12 protein-coding genes and 1 pseudogene are annotated in these 15,973 nt (G+C 59.3%); 7 read left to right on the top strand and 6 right to left on the bottom strand.

The window, feature by feature from the left end:
* Positions 1–3: 3 nt before the first annotated feature.
* Positions 4–123, bottom strand: a pseudogene (locus tag PSH79_RS18555) (ADP-ribosylglycohydrolase family protein); the annotation flags it as partial.
* 198 nt (positions 124–321) lie between these two features.
* Here PSH79_RS18555 and PSH79_RS18550 point away from each other — a divergent pair.
* Entirely contained in the window at positions 322–831 is a 510-nt protein-coding gene (locus tag PSH79_RS18550; protein ID WP_305438897.1) for an SRPBCC family protein, read from the top strand.
* A gap of 316 nt (positions 832–1,147) precedes the next feature.
* On the opposite strand, the gene acnA is transcribed toward PSH79_RS18550, so the two are convergent.
* Positions 1,148–3,889, bottom strand: coding sequence for an aconitate hydratase AcnA (gene acnA / locus PSH79_RS18545; protein WP_305438896.1), 2,742 nt, complete (start codon positions 3,887–3,889; stop codon positions 1,148–1,150).
* A 222-nt stretch (positions 3,890–4,111) separates the two neighbouring features.
* Here acnA and rlmM point away from each other — a divergent pair, with 222 nt between their 5' ends.
* Both rlmM and tusA read left to right on the top strand, forming a co-directional pair.
* The gene (rlmM, locus tag PSH79_RS18540) at positions 4,112–5,182 is read left to right on the top strand and encodes a 23S rRNA (cytidine(2498)-2'-O)-methyltransferase RlmM (RefSeq protein WP_187677510.1); all 1,071 of its coding nucleotides are present in this window, start codon (positions 4,112–4,114) and stop codon (positions 5,180–5,182) included.
* 50 nt (positions 5,183–5,232) lie between these two features.
* Positions 5,233–5,484 (top strand): sulfurtransferase TusA, encoded by a 252-nt coding sequence (tusA, locus tag PSH79_RS18535; protein WP_305438895.1) that lies wholly within the window; start codon positions 5,233–5,235, stop codon positions 5,482–5,484.
* A 46-nt stretch (positions 5,485–5,530) separates the two neighbouring features.
* On the opposite strand, the gene PSH79_RS18530 is transcribed toward tusA, so the two are convergent.
* Positions 5,531–6,940 carry an MATE family efflux transporter gene (locus tag PSH79_RS18530; protein WP_305438894.1) on the bottom strand — a complete coding sequence of 470 codons (1,410 nt, stop codon included), beginning with the start codon at positions 6,938–6,940 and terminating at the stop codon, positions 5,531–5,533.
* Positions 6,941–7,099: 159 nt separating this feature from the next.
* Here PSH79_RS18530 and pdxB point away from each other — a divergent pair, with 159 nt between their 5' ends.
* Complete coding sequence (gene pdxB / locus PSH79_RS18525; RefSeq protein ID WP_305438893.1) at positions 7,100–8,242, top strand: 4-phosphoerythronate dehydrogenase PdxB; 1,143 nt, start codon at positions 7,100–7,102, stop codon at positions 8,240–8,242.
* Between the two features lie 180 nt (positions 8,243–8,422).
* Here the strand turns inward: pdxB and PSH79_RS18520 are convergent, their stop codons facing one another.
* Positions 8,423–8,602 carry a PA1571 family protein gene (locus tag PSH79_RS18520; RefSeq protein WP_158828810.1) on the bottom strand — a complete coding sequence of 60 codons (180 nt, stop codon included), beginning with the start codon at positions 8,600–8,602 and terminating at the stop codon, positions 8,423–8,425.
* Between the two features lie 257 nt (positions 8,603–8,859).
* Between PSH79_RS18520 and PSH79_RS18515 the strand changes: the two genes are divergently transcribed.
* Positions 8,860–10,641, top strand: a complete 1,782-nt coding sequence (locus PSH79_RS18515) for an ABC transporter transmembrane domain-containing protein (protein ID WP_305438890.1) — start codon at positions 8,860–8,862, stop codon at positions 10,639–10,641.
* A 68-nt stretch (positions 10,642–10,709) separates the two neighbouring features.
* On the opposite strand, the gene PSH79_RS18510 is transcribed toward PSH79_RS18515, so the two are convergent.
* Entirely contained in the window at positions 10,710–12,638 is a 1,929-nt protein-coding gene (locus PSH79_RS18510) for a transglycosylase SLT domain-containing protein (RefSeq protein ID WP_305438889.1), read from the bottom strand.
* A gap of 214 nt (positions 12,639–12,852) precedes the next feature.
* Between PSH79_RS18510 and PSH79_RS18505 the strand changes: the two genes are divergently transcribed.
* Positions 12,853–14,775 (top strand): ATP-binding cassette domain-containing protein, encoded by a 1,923-nt coding sequence (locus tag PSH79_RS18505; RefSeq protein WP_305438887.1) that lies wholly within the window; start codon positions 12,853–12,855, stop codon positions 14,773–14,775.
* Between the two features lie 84 nt (positions 14,776–14,859).
* Here the strand turns inward: PSH79_RS18505 and PSH79_RS18500 are convergent, their stop codons facing one another.
* Positions 14,860–15,297 (bottom strand): universal stress protein, encoded by a 438-nt coding sequence (locus PSH79_RS18500; RefSeq protein ID WP_007910454.1) that lies wholly within the window; start codon positions 15,295–15,297, stop codon positions 14,860–14,862.
* 103 nt (positions 15,298–15,400) lie between these two features.
* Between PSH79_RS18500 and PSH79_RS18495 the strand changes: the two genes are divergently transcribed.
* Complete coding sequence (locus PSH79_RS18495; RefSeq protein WP_305438886.1) at positions 15,401–15,838, top strand: hypothetical protein; 438 nt, start codon at positions 15,401–15,403, stop codon at positions 15,836–15,838.
* Positions 15,839–15,973 lie beyond the last annotated feature (135 nt).

Here is a 15,973-nt window from a genome sequence, read left to right as displayed (position 1 = left end):
CGCCATGTCGGTCAACGGTTGGAATGAACCGCGCGGCTGGAACTCAACCGTAGTGCCCACCGCATCGCCGCAAGCGAGGCTGAGCAGAGCTCCGCGATAACGTTCGCAAAGTGAAGGCTGTATCATTCGTCCTTGTTTTGTTCGACTTTCGCTGGAAAAGGTAACAGTTTCACTGCGCAAATTGCGCTTGGATATCCCGGATTACCGATCCACAAATGCAGCCGGATGTTTCCTGTCGGATGAATGGCTGCACCGACTTGATACAACTTCAGGTTGGACATGTGGTCATACAAGCCTAGTGTTCAGAACAGGAGGTGACGTGTGAAACCAGTACCTAACAGCTTTGAACGCAAGATAACGCTCAAATCGCCACGATCGCATGTCTGGCGCGCGCTGGTGGATGCCGAGGCGTTCGGCCAGTGGTTTGGCGTGGCGCTGGAGGGCAGACGTTTTATTGCCGGTGAATGGACACAAGGTCAGGTCACCTATCCGGGTTATGAACATGTGCTGTGGAATGTGCTGGTCGAGCGGGTCGAGCCGCAGCAGTTGTTTTCATTCCGGTGGCATCCGTATGCCGTCAATCCGAAGATCGACTATTCCCAGGAGCCGACGACGCTGGTCAAGTTCGATCTGCGGGATTACGAGGAGGGTACGTTGCTAACGGTGTCCGAATCGGGTTTTGCCCATATTCCCGATATCCGCCAGAAAGAGGCGTATTACATGGACAGCCGTGGCTGGGAAGAGCAGTTGAGCAGGCTCGAGCACTTTCTCGCCGAAAGCGCCAAGGCCCGCCTGCGCGAAGACAGTGATGCTTCGTGGCTCGATGACTGACACGTCTAGGGGTTTTCGGAAGGGCTGCTATGGCGAATGTCTTACACGCGATGGTAGCTATTGCGACTATTGCCGATTGGATCCAGCGCGTAATCTACACACATCAACTGAAGCACAGGGAGTGCTTCAGGATCAGGGATGATCGACCATCTGCAAGGATCGCTGCCGACAGGGAGTCGATAATGGTCTTGGGAAAAACCCGCTTCGGCGGGTTTTTTTTCGTCTGGAGAAAACTTTGGTGATCCCCCAATCAATGTAGGAGCTGCCGCAGCCTTCGGCAGCTCCTACAGTTGTTTTTGCGTCTGGGTTGATGGGTTTATGAGGCAATCAACTGTCGCAACACATAATGCAGAATTCCGCCCGACTTGAAGTACTCCACCTCATTCAAGGTGTCGATCCGGCACAGCACTTCGATTTTCTCCTGGCGCCCGTCTTCACGGGTGATCACCAGGGGCAGGTTCATCCGCGGCGTCAGTTCGACGCCGCTCAAGCCAAGAACTTCGAAGGTCTCCTTGCCGGTCAGGTTCAGGCTCTTGCGGTTCTGATCGAGCTTGAACTGCAATGGCAGTACGCCCATGCCCACCAGGTTGGAGCGGTGGATCCGCTCGAAGCTTTCCGCGATCACGGCCTTGACGCCCAGCAGGTTAGTGCCTTTGGCTGCCCAGTCCCGACTTGAACCCGTGCCATATTCCTGTCCGGCAATTACCACCAGCGGCGTTCCCGATGCCTGATAACGCATGGCCGCATCGTAGATCGGCATTTTCTCGCCAGAGGGAATGTAAATGGTGTTGCCACCTTCTTCGCCTCCGAGCATTTCATTGCGGATGCGAATGTTGGCGAAGGTGCCGCGCATCATCACTTCATGGTTACCGCGACGAGAACCGTAGGAGTTGAAGTCCCGCGGCTCCACGCCTTTTTCGCGCAGATAGCGTCCGGCCGGGCTGTCGGCCTTGATGTTGCCGGCGGGGGAGATGTGGTCAGTGGTCACCGAGTCGCCCAGCAGCGCCAGCACCCGCGCAGATTTCACATCCTTGATCTCCGGCAGCGGGCCGGAAATATCGTCGAAAAACGGCGGATGCTGGATGTAGGTCGAATCGTCCTGCCACACGTACGTCGCCGCTTGCGGTACCTCGATGGCTTGCCACTGTTCGTCACCGGCAAACACCTCGGCGTATTCCTTGTGGAACATCGCGGTGTTGACTTGGCTTACCGCGTCGGCGATTTCCTTGCTGCTTGGCCAGATATCACGCAAGTACACCGGATTGCCCTGTTGATCGTTGCCCAACGGTTCGCTGCTGATATCGGTGCGAACAGTGCCGGCCAAGGCATAAGCCACCACCAGCGGCGGTGATGCCAGCCAGTTGGTTTTCACTAGTGGATGCACCCGGCCTTCGAAGTTGCGGTTGCCGGAGAGCACCGAGGCGACGGCGAGATCGGCGTTCTGAATAGCCTTTTCGATCGGCTCGGGCAAAGGCCCGGAGTTACCGATGCAGGTCGTGCAGCCATAGCCGACCAGAGAGAAGCCGAGCTGGTCGAGGTACTGCGTCAGTCCGGCGGCCTTGTAGTAATCGGTGACCACTTTCGAACCGGGTGCCAGCGAGCTTTTGACCCACGGTTTACGGGTCAGGCCCTTTTCCACGGCTTTTTTCGCCAGCAGCCCGGCCGCCATCATCACGCTCGGATTGGACGTGTTGGTGCAGGAGGTGATCGCCGCGATGACCACGGCACCGTTTTTCAGGCGATAGGTGTGGCCTTCATATTCGTACTCCGTTTCCCCGACCAGATCGGCATTGCCCACGGCCACGCCGCCGCCACCTTCACTTTCCAGGCGTCCTTCTTCTTTGCTGGTCGGCTTGAATTGCAGATCGAGGAAGTCGCTGAAGGCCTGGGCGACATTCGGTAATGAAACGCGATCCTGCGGGCGTTTCGGCCCGGCAAGACTGGCCTCAACGCTGCCCATGTCCAGCGACAGGCTGTCGGTAAATACGGGCTCCTGACCGGGCAGACGCCACAGGCCCTGAGCCTTGGTATAAGCCTCGACCAGTTTCACCACTTCTGGCGGCCGTCCGGACAGGCGCAAGTATTCCAGCGTGACGTCATCGACCGGGAAGAAACCGCATGTGGCGCCATATTCCGGCGCCATGTTGGCAATGGTCGCGCGGTCGGCCAGCGGCAGGTCGGCGAGGCCGTCACCGTAAAACTCGACGAATTTGCCGACCACGCCTTTCTTGCGCAGCATCTGCGTCACCGTCAGCACCAGGTCGGTCGCGGTAATACCTTCCTTGAGCTTGCCGGTCAGTTTGAAACCGATCACTTCCGGAATCAGCATCGACACCGGTTGCCCGAGCATCGCCGCTTCCGCCTCGATCCCGCCGACGCCCCAGCCGAGTACGCCGAGGCCGTTGATCATGGTGGTGTGGGAGTCGGTGCCAACGAGGGTGTCGGGGAAGGCATAGGTGCGGCCGTCTTCATCCTTGGTCCACACGGTACGGCCGAGGTATTCGAGGTTGACCTGGTGGCAGATCCCGGTGCCCGGCGGCACCACGCTGAAGTTGTCGAAAGCACTCTGGCCCCAGCGCAGGAACGCGTAACGTTCGCCGTTGCGCTGCATCTCGATGTCGACGTTCTGTTCGAAAGCGCTGGCGGTGGCGAATTTGTCGACCATTACCGAGTGGTCAATCACCAGATCCACTGGCGACAATGGATTGATTCGCTGCGGATCGCCGCCGGCCTTGGCCATGGCAGCGCGCATCGCGGCGAGGTCGACCACCGCCGGTACGCCAGTAAAGTCCTGCATCAGCACGCGGGCAGGGCGGTACTGGATTTCCCGATCGGAGCGACGCTCCTTGAGCCATGCGGCGATTGCCCGGAGATCGGCGCCGGTGACGGTTTTTTCATCTTCCCAGCGCAGCAGGTTTTCCAGCAGGACTTTCAGCGACATGGGTAGCTGGTCGATATTGCCAAGGCTCTTGGCGGCATCAGGCAAGCTGAAATAGTGGTAGGTCTTATCGTCGACTTGTAGAGTTTTAAGGGTCTTCAGACTATCGAGGGACGGCATTACGATCACTCCTTTGAATCCGCACGGCTACGGATTGAGGGGACGGGCAGAGCTATCAACGTAGCCCTGTTTTCATTAGCTGGCTAATAACTGGACTCTTTGAAGAGAACCAAGGTTCCGACATCGGCTATCATGCGCCGGTTTTCGTGACAGGCTTTGCTGCAAAGCAAAACCTGAGCATCGCGCAGGGGCCGAATGTCCGCCCTCTGCCCAGGAGTCAGAATGAACACCCTATTCATGCATTGCCGGCCAGGCTTCGAAGGCGAAGTCTGTTCGGAAATTTCCGACCTCGCCGCACAACTTAATGTGGCCGGTTACGCCAAAGCCAAAGCGGCCACCGCGTGTGCCGAATTTGTCTGCACCGAAGAAGACGGCGCCGAGCGCCTGATGCGCGGTCAGCGTTTTGCCGAACTGATCTTCCCGCGCCAATGGGCGCGTGGTGTCTTCATCGATCTGCCGGAAACCGACCGCATCAGCGTGATCCTCGCGAACATGGCCGAATTCCCGGTGTGCGGCAGCCTGTGGCTGGAAGTCGTCGACACCAACGACGGCAAGGAACTGTCGAACTTCTGCAAGAAATTCGAAGGCCCGCTGCGCAAGGCCCTGACCGGCGCCGGCAAACTGGTGGACGACGCCAGCAAGCCGCGTCTGTTGCTGACGTTCAAAAGTGGCCGCGAAGTGTTCCTTGGCATGGCAGACGCCGGTAACTCGGCGATGTGGCCGATGGGCATTCCACGTTTGAAGTTCCCGCGTGAAGCGCCGAGCCGTTCGACGCTGAAGCTGGAAGAGGCCTGGCACCACTTCATCCCGCGTGACCAGTGGGAAGACCGTCTGCACAGCGACATGACCGGCGTTGACCTCGGCGCAGCGCCGGGCGGCTGGACCTGGCAACTGGTCAACCGCGGCATGCTGGTAACCGCCATCGATAACGGCCCAATGGCCGAAAGCCTGATGGACACCGGGTTGGTACAGCACTTGATGGCCGACGGCTTCACCTTCAAGCCCAAGCAACCGGTGGACTGGATGGTTTGCGACATCGTCGAGAAACCCGCGCGTAACGCGGCGATGCTCGAAGAGTGGATCGGCGAAGGTCATTGCCGCGAGGCCGTGGTTAACCTGAAATTGCCAATGAAGCAGCGTTACGCCGAGGTGAAGCGCCTGCTTGAGCGCATCGCCGATGGTTTCAAGGCGCGCGGGATCAAGGTCGATATCGGCTGCAAACAGCTCTATCACGACCGTGAAGAAGTGACCTGCCACCTGCGCCGGCACGATGTGAAAAAGACCAAAAGATGACCGAACACCCGGCAATGCGCGACAATGCCGGCCAGTTTCAGGAGTGAATCATGAGTGAAATGATCGACACGCCGGTCGACGGCACCCTCGACGCCACCGGCCTCAATTGCCCGGAGCCGGTGATGATGCTGCACCAGCACATCCGTGATCTGGTGCCTGGTGGACTGCTCAAGGTGATCGCCACTGATCCCTCGACCCGTCGCGATATTCCCAAGTTCTGTGTGTTTCTCGACCACGAGCTGGTGGGGCAGCACGAAGAGGCCGGTACTTATCTGTACTGGATTCGCAAGAAGTCTGTCTGACAGACAAAAAAAAGACCTGCAAATGCAGGTCTTTTTTTATGGCTGATCAGCCCAACGAACGACTGATACGAATGCGCTTGCGTGCGCTGCGGGTCAGGCGAATCGACAGCATCAACGCCGCACAGCTCAAGCCCACGATCAAACCCTGCCACAAGCCGCTCGGGCCTCGCGGTTCGCCGAGCCAGTCGGTCAGGCCGAGGGCGTAACCCACCGGCAGGCCGATGCCCCAATAGGCAAACAAGGTCAGGATCATCGTTACGCGAGTGTCCTGATAACCCCGCAGGGCACCGGCGGCGGTCACTTGTATCGCATCGGAAAACTGGAACAGCGCCGAATACACGATCAACATCGCCGCGATGTGGATCACCGTCGGGTCAGCCGTGTAGATCGCTGCAATCGGTTCACGCAGCAGCAACATCATGCTCGCCGACAGGCAGGCATAAGCCAGCGCAGTGCCCATGCCGACGCCTGCGGCGAAACGCGCCTCGCGTGGTTCTTCACGACCGAGAGCCTGACCGACGCGCACGGTCACGGCCATGCCCAACGAGTAAGGAATCATGAACACCAGTGAGCTGACGTTCAGCGCAATCTGGTGCCCGGCCACCACGGTAGCACCAAGGCTGCCGATCAGCAGGGCGATCACCGCGAAGATGCTCGACTCGGCAAACACCGCGATGCCGATCGGCAGACCGATCGCCAGCAGACGCTTGATCACCGCCCATTGCGGCCAGTCGAAGCGGCTGAACAGTTCGCTCGAACGATAGGCCGGAGCCCAGCGCTCGTATCCGGCCAGGCCCAGCGCCATCACCCACATCACAATGGCCGTGGCCCAGCCGCAGCCAACGCCACCCATGGCTGGCACGCCGAAGTGACCATAAATGAACACGTAGTTCAGCGGGATATTCAGCGCCAGCCCGCACAGACCCAGCACCATCGCCGGACGCGTACGACCGAGGCCGTCACTGAAGCAGCGTAATACATGGTAGAACGCCACCGCCGGCAGACCACTGGCGATACCGTGCAAGTACTGCATGCACGGGCCGATCAGCTCGGGATCGACGTTCATCAGGTGCAGCACCGGTTCGGCGGCAACCAGCATGGTGGTCGCGATCAGTCCGACCACCAGCGCCAGCCACAACGCCTGACGCACGATCGGGCCAATCTCGCTGTGGGTGCCGGCGCCGTAACGCTGGGCGACTTTTGGCGTGGTGGCCAGCAGGGTGCCGGTCATCAGCAGGAACACCGGCACCCAGATCGAGTTACCCAGTGCCACGGCCGCCAGATCCTTCGGCCCGACGCGACCGGCCATCACCGCATCGACGAAGCCCATGGCCGTGGTTGCCAGTTGCGCGATGATGATCGGCAACGCCAGGGCGAGCAGGTTCTTGAACTCCAGGCGAATCCGCGCGGGGCGGGTCAGGGAGACAGCGACAGGTTGGTCAGTAACAGAATTCACAGGCAAAGCGTCCACGGAGATTGATGCGCAGGGCGCCGCATTCTACGCCGCTGACGCTTTGGTCAGGAAAAATCCTCTGTTGCGGATTTGTAATCACAAAGCCTGCTGGCCCAACCGTGCATCTGCACCTAAACTGCCGATCCGCCCAAGGAGCCCGCCATGCTGATTGTTGCCGACGAAAATATCCCGCTGCTCGAAGCCTTTTTTGCCGGTTTCGGCGAGATCCGCCGGGTACCGGGCCGCTCCATCGACCGTGCAACGGTCGAACAGGCTGACGTGTTGCTGGTGCGTTCAGTGACCAATGTCAGCCGTGCGTTGCTGGAAGGCAGCAAGGTGCGCTTTGTCGGCACCTGCACCATCGGCACTGATCATCTGGATCTTGAGTATTTCGCTGAGGCCGGGATTACCTGGTCGAGCGCGCCAGGCTGCAACGCCCGGGGCGTGGTCGATTACGTGCTCGGCAGTCTGCTGACCCTCGCCGAAATCGAAGGGGTCGACCTGACTCAACGCACGTTCGGTGTGGTGGGCGCCGGTGAAGTGGGCGGTCGACTGATCAGCGTCCTGAAGGGCCTGGGCTGGAACGTGAAAGTCTGCGATCCGCCGCGTCAGGCTGCTGAGGGTGGCGATTACGTCAGCCTTGAGCAGATCATCGAGCAGTGCGATGTGATCAGCCTGCACACGCCGTTGACCCGCAGCGGAGACGGCGCGACGTGGCATCTGTTCGATCAGCAACGTTTGCAGCAACTCAAACCCGGCGCGTGGCTGATCAATGCCGCACGCGGTCCGGTGGTGGATAACGCTGCACTGCGCAAAGTTTTACTGGAGCGCGAAGACTTGCAAGCTGTTCTGGATGTCTGGGAAGCCGAGCCTGAGGTCGACTTGTCACTGGCCGATCTCTGCGTCCTGGCCACGCCGCACATTGCCGGTTACAGCCTCGATGGCAAACAGCGCGGCACAGCGCAGATCTATCAGGCTTACTGCAACTTCATCGGTGCGCCTGCGAGCATCCAGCTCAGTGACTTGCTGCCAGCACCATGGTTGTCGGAAGTGACCTTGCATGCTGACAGCGATCCGGCCTGGGCGCTGGCGATGTTGTGCCGTGGCGTGTACGACCCGCGCCGGGATGACGCAGATTTTCGTCGCAGCCTTGCAGACAATGTCGGCGAGCAGCGTGCGGCGTTCGATGTGTTGCGCAAGCAGTACCCGGTTCGGCGCGAGATTGAAGGGCTGAAAGTACGGATCGAAGGGGATTCCCCGGTATTGCGCCAGATTGTAAAGGCGCTAGGCGCAGTCATCATCTGACCTGAACCCTTGTAGGAGTTGCCGAAGGCTGCGATCTTTTGATCTTGCTCTTAAAAAACAAAGTCAAAAGATCGCCGCCTCGTTTCACTCGACAGCTCCTGCAACAGTCCCGCAGCAGTGGCAAACCGCAGAGAGAAAAAACCCGGCCAAAGGGGCCGGGTCAGGAAGACGGTGGCTATATCACTCTTGTTCGGCAGGCTTGACCAATCGCTTATCCAGTTCGCGGCAGGCGTCCTGGATCATGTCTTCAGTGATCGGTACTTCGCGCCCCTGTTCATCGATAATCGAGCAACCCAGAGTCTGGCCGGGTTTGGTGCGGATCACTTCAATCTTGTCATCGCTGCTGTGTTGCAAGGACATGGCCTGTCTCCTCATCAGGTTGTGCGCCTAGGTTAAAACCCCCACGTGACCGGGCTGTGACAACTCCCTGCGCTCTGTCGGCGGCGGCATCTCCACTCAAACAGAAATGACCGCTCGTCTCAACCGGGACTTTAGACCAATAGCAACTATGGCCTAGTCTTTGGGGGCATATTTAACCTGACTCATTGTGATTTACAGAGTTCCACCCCATTGAGCTTGTAGGTTGGCCCTATTCATCCGCACAGATGTGAACCCGAATGATTTCGATGCTTTCCTCAAGGCACCGGCGCGCCCTGCGCCTGACCAGCCATTTTCTTGCGCCCTATCGTTGGGAGGCCTTCGGCGCGCTGCTCGCGTTGATCCTCACCGCAGGCATCACTTTGTCGATGGGGCAGGGCATCAAGCTGCTGGTCGATCAGGGATTCATGACCCAGTCGCCGCACCTGCTCAATCAATCCATTGGCCTGTTCATGCTGCTGGTGCTCGGTCTGGCGATCGGAACATTTGCCCGGTTCTATCTGGTGTCGTGGATCGGTGAGCGTTGTGTGGCGGACATTCGTCGACAGGTGTTCAACCATCTGGTGTACCTGCATCCGGGGTTCTACGAGGACAACCGCAGCTCGGAAATCCAGTCACGCCTGACCGCTGATACGACATTGCTGCAATCGGTGATCGGCTCGTCGCTTTCGCTGTTTCTGCGCAATCTGCTGATGGTCATCGGCGGCGTGGTGCTGCTGTTTATCACCAATCCCAAACTTACCAGCATCGTCGTTATCGCACTTCCATTGGTGATCGCGCCGATCCTGATCTTCGGCCGACGCGTGCGTAACCTGTCGCGGCTGAGCCAGGATCGGATCGCCGACATTGGCAGCTACGTTTCCGAAACTCTCGGCCAGATCAAAACCGTACAAGCCTACAACCACCAGGTGCAGGACGAGCAGCGCTTCGCCACCACTGTCGAACAGGCTTTCGAAACGGCGCGCAAACGGATCTTCCAGCGGGCATGGCTGATCACACTGGTCATCGTGCTGGTGTTAGGTGCCGTGGCGGTCATGCTGTGGGTCGGCGGTATGGACGTGATAGCCGGGCGAATTTCTGCCGGTGAACTGGCCGCGTTCGTCTTCTACAGCCTGATCGTCGGCAGCGCTTTTGGCACATTGAGTGAAGTGATTGGCGAGCTGCAACGCGCGGCCGGCGCCGCCGAGCGGATTGCCGAACTGCTGCGTTCGGAAAATATTATCCAGCCGCCAACGTCCGGATTGGTGACGTTGCCTGCGCGGGTGAGGGGCGAGTTGGAGCTGCAGGATGTAAGGTTTTCCTACCCTTCAAGGCCAGAAAGCTACGCTGTCGACGGTTTGAGTCTTAAGGTCAGGGCAGGCGAAACCCTGGCATTGGTGGGGCCGTCCGGTGCCGGTAAATCCACTGTGTATGACTTGCTGTTGCGCTTCTACGATCCCGGCCAAGGCCGGATTCTGCTCGATGGTGTGCCATTGACGAGTCTGGATCCGCTGGATCTGCGTCGCTGTTTCGCCCTGGTCTCACAAACGCCGGCACTGTTTTTTGGCAGCGTGGAAGAGAACATCCGTTATGGCTGTCCGACGGCGACGCTGGAGCAAGTCAAGGAGGCGGCGCGGATTGCTCATGCTCACGATTTTATTGAGCAGATGCCCGAGGGATACCAGACCCATTTGGGCGATGGCGGTCTCGGACTCTCCGGCGGCCAGCGTCAGCGGTTGGCCATCGCCCGGGCGTTGTTGGTCGACGCGCCAATCTTGCTGCTCGACGAAGCCACCAGCGCCCTTGATGCGCAAAGTGAACATCTGATTCAGCAAGCCTTGCCGAGCCTGATGCACAACCGCACCACACTGGTCATCGCCCATCGTTTGGCCACGGTAAAAAACGCCGACCGGATTGCGGTGATGGATATGGGCAAACTCGTGGCAATCGGTACGCATCAGGAATTGATTGTGAGCAACCCGTTGTATGCAAGGCTGGCGTCATTGCAGTTCAGTGATGGCTCGCAGGCTTCAACCGACTAATTGGCGCTCCATAAAAAATGCCCGCATTTCTCAATGCGGGCATTTTCATTCAAGCGAACGGCTATCGATCATTGATCATCAAAATAGCGCTCATGCCAATCCACCAACGGCTGTGGCGAATTGAGCTTCTGGCCGTAGATCACCGAATAAGACAGCACGTTTTGCACGTACTGGCGGGTTTCGTCGAAGGGGATGCTTTCCACCCACACGTCGAAACTCAAGTGATCAGCGCCGCGCAGCCACTGACGTACGCGGCCGGGGCCGGCGTTATAGGCGGCGGAAGCGAGCACCCGGTTGCCGTTGAACTGGCTGTGCACCTGGCTCAGGTAAGCGGCACCGAGTTGGATGTTCTTGTCCGGATCGAGCACTTGCTGCGGCGAGGCCAGCGGAATGCTGAACTTGCGCGCGGTTTCCTTGGCGGTGCCGGGCATCAATTGCATCAGGCCGCTGGCGCCGACGCCGGAGCGGGCGTCGTCCATGAAGGCACTTTCCTGACGGGTAATGGCGAACACCCAACTCGAATGCAGACCGCGTACCTTGGCTTCACGCACGAGGGTTTCGCGGTGGGCCATCGGGAAGCGAATGTCCAGATCGTCCCAATATTGCGCCTGGCTGATGGTGCGGATCGCCGGGAAATACCACTTCAGGTCATAGGCTAGCTTGGCCTGGGCGACCATTTCGTCACGGTTGAAGTGACGGCTGACGTGATACCACTCGCGACGACCGTCGACGATCTGCCCGCGGGCATGGAATTCGAGCGCCCGGCGCACGCCCGGAGTGTTGCGCACCTTATTGATCAGTGCCTGACTGAGCACCAAAGGCTTATTGTTCAGTGAATACGGCGATTGGGAACGGTCGGCAGCGAGGAATCCGTAGAAATCTCGCTCGCGGGCAAGGTTCTTGTACAGCGTCTGCGCTTGCGGATTCTGCGGCTCTGCCAATTCCAGGCTTCGGGCCTGCCAGTAACGCCAGCGATTGGTGGTGGCCAGATCTTGTGGAAGACGTTTAGTCAGCTGATAAGCGTCGTCCCAGCGAGCCAGACGCAACAGCAGACGCAAGCGCCATTCGGAAACGGTGTTGTCACGCAACTCCGGGTCGTATTTGGTCATCACGTCCAGTGCGCGGCTGTCGAAACGCCGGGCGAGGGTCAGGCCGATTTCCCGGGCGATCGCGACTTTCTCATCGCGGGAGAAATGCATGCTGCTGGCGTAACCGTCGAGCAACGCCATGGCCTTCTCCGGATCCTGACGGGCCAGGCGGCGCAGGCCAAGGCTGACCACGTCGGACATCGGCTCATCGGCCGGGGTGAAGCGCGACTGTTGATTCAACAGCTCGGGTTTCTGCGCCACATCGACCAGCAAACGTCCGCGCGGGGCGAGGGTAGTCAGGCCGTTGACCAGGCTGTTGGCCAGCGGATAGTTGCGCGCCTGAGCCGCCAGCTTGGTGCGCTCCCAGCGTTTCTGTTCGGTCAACTGGCCATCGGCGGCCCAGATGCCGAACAGCGCATCACACGCGGCGGGTTGCGATTTGCCAGTTAGCCAGAGCTTGTCGGCATTGGCGTAGCCTTCGGCTTTTTTGCCGTGGGTGATCTGGTACTGCGCATTGAGGCAGTCCAGTTCAGTGAAGTTGAGTTTCGGGTCGTAATATTTGACGAAGGTCGCCCAGTCACCACGGTCGGCGAGCCAGCGCAACCAGCGCAGCTTCATCCAGTTGGCCTGGGGCAGGTCACCGTGTTCGGCGAGGAATTTCTCGATTTCCGCATTGCTCGCGGTTTTCAGGCGTGCGGTCAGTTCGTCGTAGGCCAGATACGGTTCCAGCGGATAATCGGCCAGCGCCTGGCTGTAACGGAAATAAGGGCCGGTATCGCCCTTGGCCAGCGCGCGCTTGGCCTCATCGTAATACTGGCGCTGGGTGGACAGGTCCACCGCCTGGGCGGATTGAACGGCAGTGGCGGTAAGTAGCAAACAGGATAAAACACTGAGAAGGCGACTGCGCATGAGACATCCGGGCAGAGAAATCATGACAAGTGCCGACAAGGATCAGCACTGAATTGTCTGTAGCTTAGCCTTTTGCCAGCAAGCGGCGAAAGCTTTGCGGGCCTCGCAGCACAAGTTCGCAACAAATGTTGTGCAGAGTGCTTCGACAGACAAATTGCCGGCCTGTTGAAGCCCTAACTCAGGTAGAATGCGCGCCCGGTTTTTGGAGAAGCTCATGACCCTGCTCAAATTCAGCGATGTGTCCCTTGCATTCGGCGCGATGCCGTTGTTGGACAAGGTGTCCTGGCAGATCGCCCGTGGTGAGCGGGTGTGCATCATCGGCCGCAACGGCACTGGCAAGTCCAGCATGATGAAACTGGTCAAGGGCGACCAGAAGCCCGATGACGGCTCGGTATGGCGTGCCCCCGGTCTGAAAATCGGCGAATTGCCGCAAGAATTGCCAGTGGCCGACGAGCGGACCGTGTTCGACGTGGTGGCTGAAGGCCTCGACGGCGTTGGCGCCTTGCTCGCCGAGTACCATCACCTGAGCCAGAACATCGTCACCGACGCTGATCTGGACAAGCTGATGCACGTCCAGCACGACCTCGAAGCCCGTGACGGCTGGCGCTTGCAGACTCTGGTCGACAGCACCTTGAGCCGCCTGCAACTGCCGGCCGACAAGACCCTCGCCGAACTGTCCGGCGGCTGGCGTCGTCGCGTACTGCTTGCGCAGGCGCTAGTGTCCGAGCCGGATCTGCTGCTGCTCGACGAGCCGACCAACCACCTGGACATCGGTGCGATTGCCTGGCTTGAAGAAGCATTGAAGGATTTCCAGGGTGCCGTGCTGTTCATCACGCACGACCGTTCCTTCCTGCAAAACCTTGCCACACGCATCCTCGAACTGGATCGCGGTGGTCTGATCGACTGGAACGGCGACTACGCCAGCTTCCTGGTGCACAAAGAAGCCGCGCTGGCCGCTGAAGAAACCGCTAACGCGTTGTTCGACAAGCGTCTGGCTCAGGAAGAAGTGTGGATCCGTCAGGGCATCAAGGCCCGTCGTACCCGTAACGAAGGCCGCGTCCGCGCCCTGAAAGCCCTGCGCGTTGAGCGTAGCGAGCGGCGTGAGCGCACCGGCAAGGCCAACATTCAGTTGGAAACCGCCGACAAGTCCGGCAAGCAAGTGATGGTGCTGGAAAATGTCAGCTTCCATCACCCGGACGGCCCGTTCCTGATCAAAGACTTCTCGATGGTCCTGCAGCGCGGCGACCGTATCGGTCTGCTCGGCGCCAACGGTACCGGCAAAACCACCCTGTTGAAGCTGATGCTCAGCGGTCTGCAACCGACCAGCGGCAAAGTGGAAGAGGGCACCCGGATCGACGTGGCTTACTTCGACCAACTGCGCCATCAGCTGGATCTTGAGAAAACCGTGATCGACAACGTGGCCGAAGGTCGCGATTTTATCGATATCGACGGCCAAAGCCGCCACGTACTGAGCTACCTCGGCGACTTCCTGTTCAGCCCGCAGCGTGCCCGCACGCCGGTCAAGGCGCTGTCGGGTGGAGAGCGGGCGCGCTTGTTGCTGGCCAAACTGTTCAGCAAACCGGCGAACCTGCTGGTCCTCGATGAACCGACCAACGACCTCGATGTGGAAACCCTCGAGCTGCTCGAAGAAGTGCTGCTGACCTTCAACGGCACTGTGCTGATGGTCAGCCACGACCGGGCATTCCTCGACAACGTGGTCACCAGCACACTGGTCTTCGAAGGTGAAGGCAAGGTGCGTGAATACGTCGGCGGTTATCAGGACTGGATCCGTCAGGGCGGTTCGCCGCGTCTGTTGGGCGTGACCGAAAGCAAGTCGGGCAAGGCGGACCTGAATTCGGCGGTGGTGACTGCTGAACCAGCTCCCGCGGCTGTACCTGCCACTGCTGCACCGGTAGCCAAGAAGAAGCTGAGCTACAAGCTGCAACGCGAGCTGGAAGCGCTGCCGGGTGACATCGATGCCAAGGAGCAGCAGATTGCTGCCGTTGAGGCTGAAATGGCCGACGCCGGTTTCTATCAGCGTCCTGCGGCCGAGACCGCCAAGGTGATTGCCTCACTTGAACAGTTGCAGGCTGAGCTGGATGCCCTGGTGGAGCGTTGGGCCGAGCTGGATGCCTGATTGATCCGGCCATGAAAAAGCCCGGCCTCATTCGCGTGAGGCCGGGCTTTTTGCAGGCGCTGCTGAAGGCTGCTCCTACAGGTTTCAGCGTTTGACCAGATGTACCGCCAGCACATCGCAAGGTGCGCCGTGTAATACATCGTTGGCGGTCGAACCAAGCAGCAGTGCCAGACCATGGCGACCATGGCTGCCCACCACAATCAGATCGCACGCCTGTTCCTTGGCGAAATGGTGGATTTCCTGGCGCGGCTGGCCGTAGGTCAAGTGGCAGTTGGCACCTTCGAGTTCGGAGTACTTGAGCTTCAGGCGCTCAAGGCGTTCCTTGGCCTGATCGAACTGCTGCTGTTGCAGTTGTGACAGGTCCATAGGCACGTCACCGCCGAAAGCCATGGCCATCGGTTCGACAATGTGTACCAGTGACAGCTTGGCGCCGTTGCTCACTGACAGCTCTCGGGCGCGGTGGATAACAGGGTCGCACTCTTCGGTCAGATCTACGGCGACCAGGATGTGGTGGTAAGGCATGAGGTGCTCCTCCTGAGGTTTCAATATTGGTAAGTATGGCTGGTTTCAAGCGCATTGGTTCCAAGGTGACGCAATGGGCTCATCAAGATTCGGGAGTACAGATATGACGGTCTGGATAGTGGTGTCAATCCTGCTGGTGGTATTGAGTCCGCTGGCATGGTTGCGCCCATCGCGGGCGCAGAGTGGCCGCATCGCCCTGCGCATGGAGGCTCGACGCATCGGCTTGGCCATGCAACTGGCACCTCAGGAATGGCCGCACTGGCTGTCGCAAGAGCCGCCGAGCCCGTGCGCGCAGTACCATCGGCCGCGCCGTGGCAATCAGCCGGCGTGCTGGACGTACTGGCAGAAATCGCCGGGCGTGTGGGTCAATCAGTGGCAGGAAGTCTGCGAAGATCGGGCGTTGCTCAATCATTTCGAAAAATTGCCGGACAACGTCTTCAAGGTTGAGGCGGACAAGCAGATGATTGCTTTGTATTGGGGCGAGAAGGGCGAGGCGACGGTTTTGAAGGAAATCGATGCCACATTGAAAGCGCTGGCATGACTCGCGGATTTTTCGCACTGCAACGGTGCGAAGGGTCCGGCAGACGAGCAATAAAAAGCCCGACATCATTCATCGGGCTGGGTTGGCCAGGCAGGCCGGTAATCTTTTTGATGCTGGCGCACTGTTGGACGGTCG

The sequence above is a fragment of the Pseudomonas sp. FP2196 genome (assembly GCF_030687715.1).
GTDB lineage: Bacteria > Pseudomonadota > Gammaproteobacteria > Pseudomonadales > Pseudomonadaceae > Aquipseudomonas.
Note: the sequence above shows the minus strand (reverse complement) of the source record. Positions and strands in the feature narration are given on the sequence as shown.

Excerpts from the sequence above, each read along its gene's own strand:
- acnA (WP_305438896.1), bottom strand. The coding sequence starts at position 3,889 with ATGCCGTCCCTCGATAGTCTGAAGACCCTTAAAACTCTACAAGTCGAC.
- rlmM (WP_187677510.1), top strand. The coding sequence starts at position 4,112 with ATGAACACCCTATTCATGCATTGCCGGCCAGGCTTCGAAGGCGAAGTC.
- tusA (WP_305438895.1), top strand. The coding sequence starts at position 5,233 with ATGAGTGAAATGATCGACACGCCGGTCGACGGCACCCTCGACGCCACC.
- pdxB (WP_305438893.1), top strand. The coding sequence starts at position 7,100 with ATGCTGATTGTTGCCGACGAAAATATCCCGCTGCTCGAAGCCTTTTTT.
- PSH79_RS18520 (WP_158828810.1), bottom strand. The coding sequence starts at position 8,602 with ATGTCCTTGCAACACAGCAGCGATGACAAGATTGAAGTGATCCGCACC.
- PSH79_RS18515 (WP_305438890.1), top strand. The coding sequence starts at position 8,860 with ATGATTTCGATGCTTTCCTCAAGGCACCGGCGCGCCCTGCGCCTGACC.
- PSH79_RS18510 (WP_305438889.1), bottom strand. The coding sequence starts at position 12,638 with ATGCGCAGTCGCCTTCTCAGTGTTTTATCCTGTTTGCTACTTACCGCC.
- PSH79_RS18505 (WP_305438887.1), top strand. The coding sequence starts at position 12,853 with ATGACCCTGCTCAAATTCAGCGATGTGTCCCTTGCATTCGGCGCGATG.
- PSH79_RS18500 (WP_007910454.1), bottom strand. The coding sequence starts at position 15,297 with ATGCCTTACCACCACATCCTGGTCGCCGTAGATCTGACCGAAGAGTGC.
- PSH79_RS18495 (WP_305438886.1), top strand. The coding sequence starts at position 15,401 with ATGACGGTCTGGATAGTGGTGTCAATCCTGCTGGTGGTATTGAGTCCG.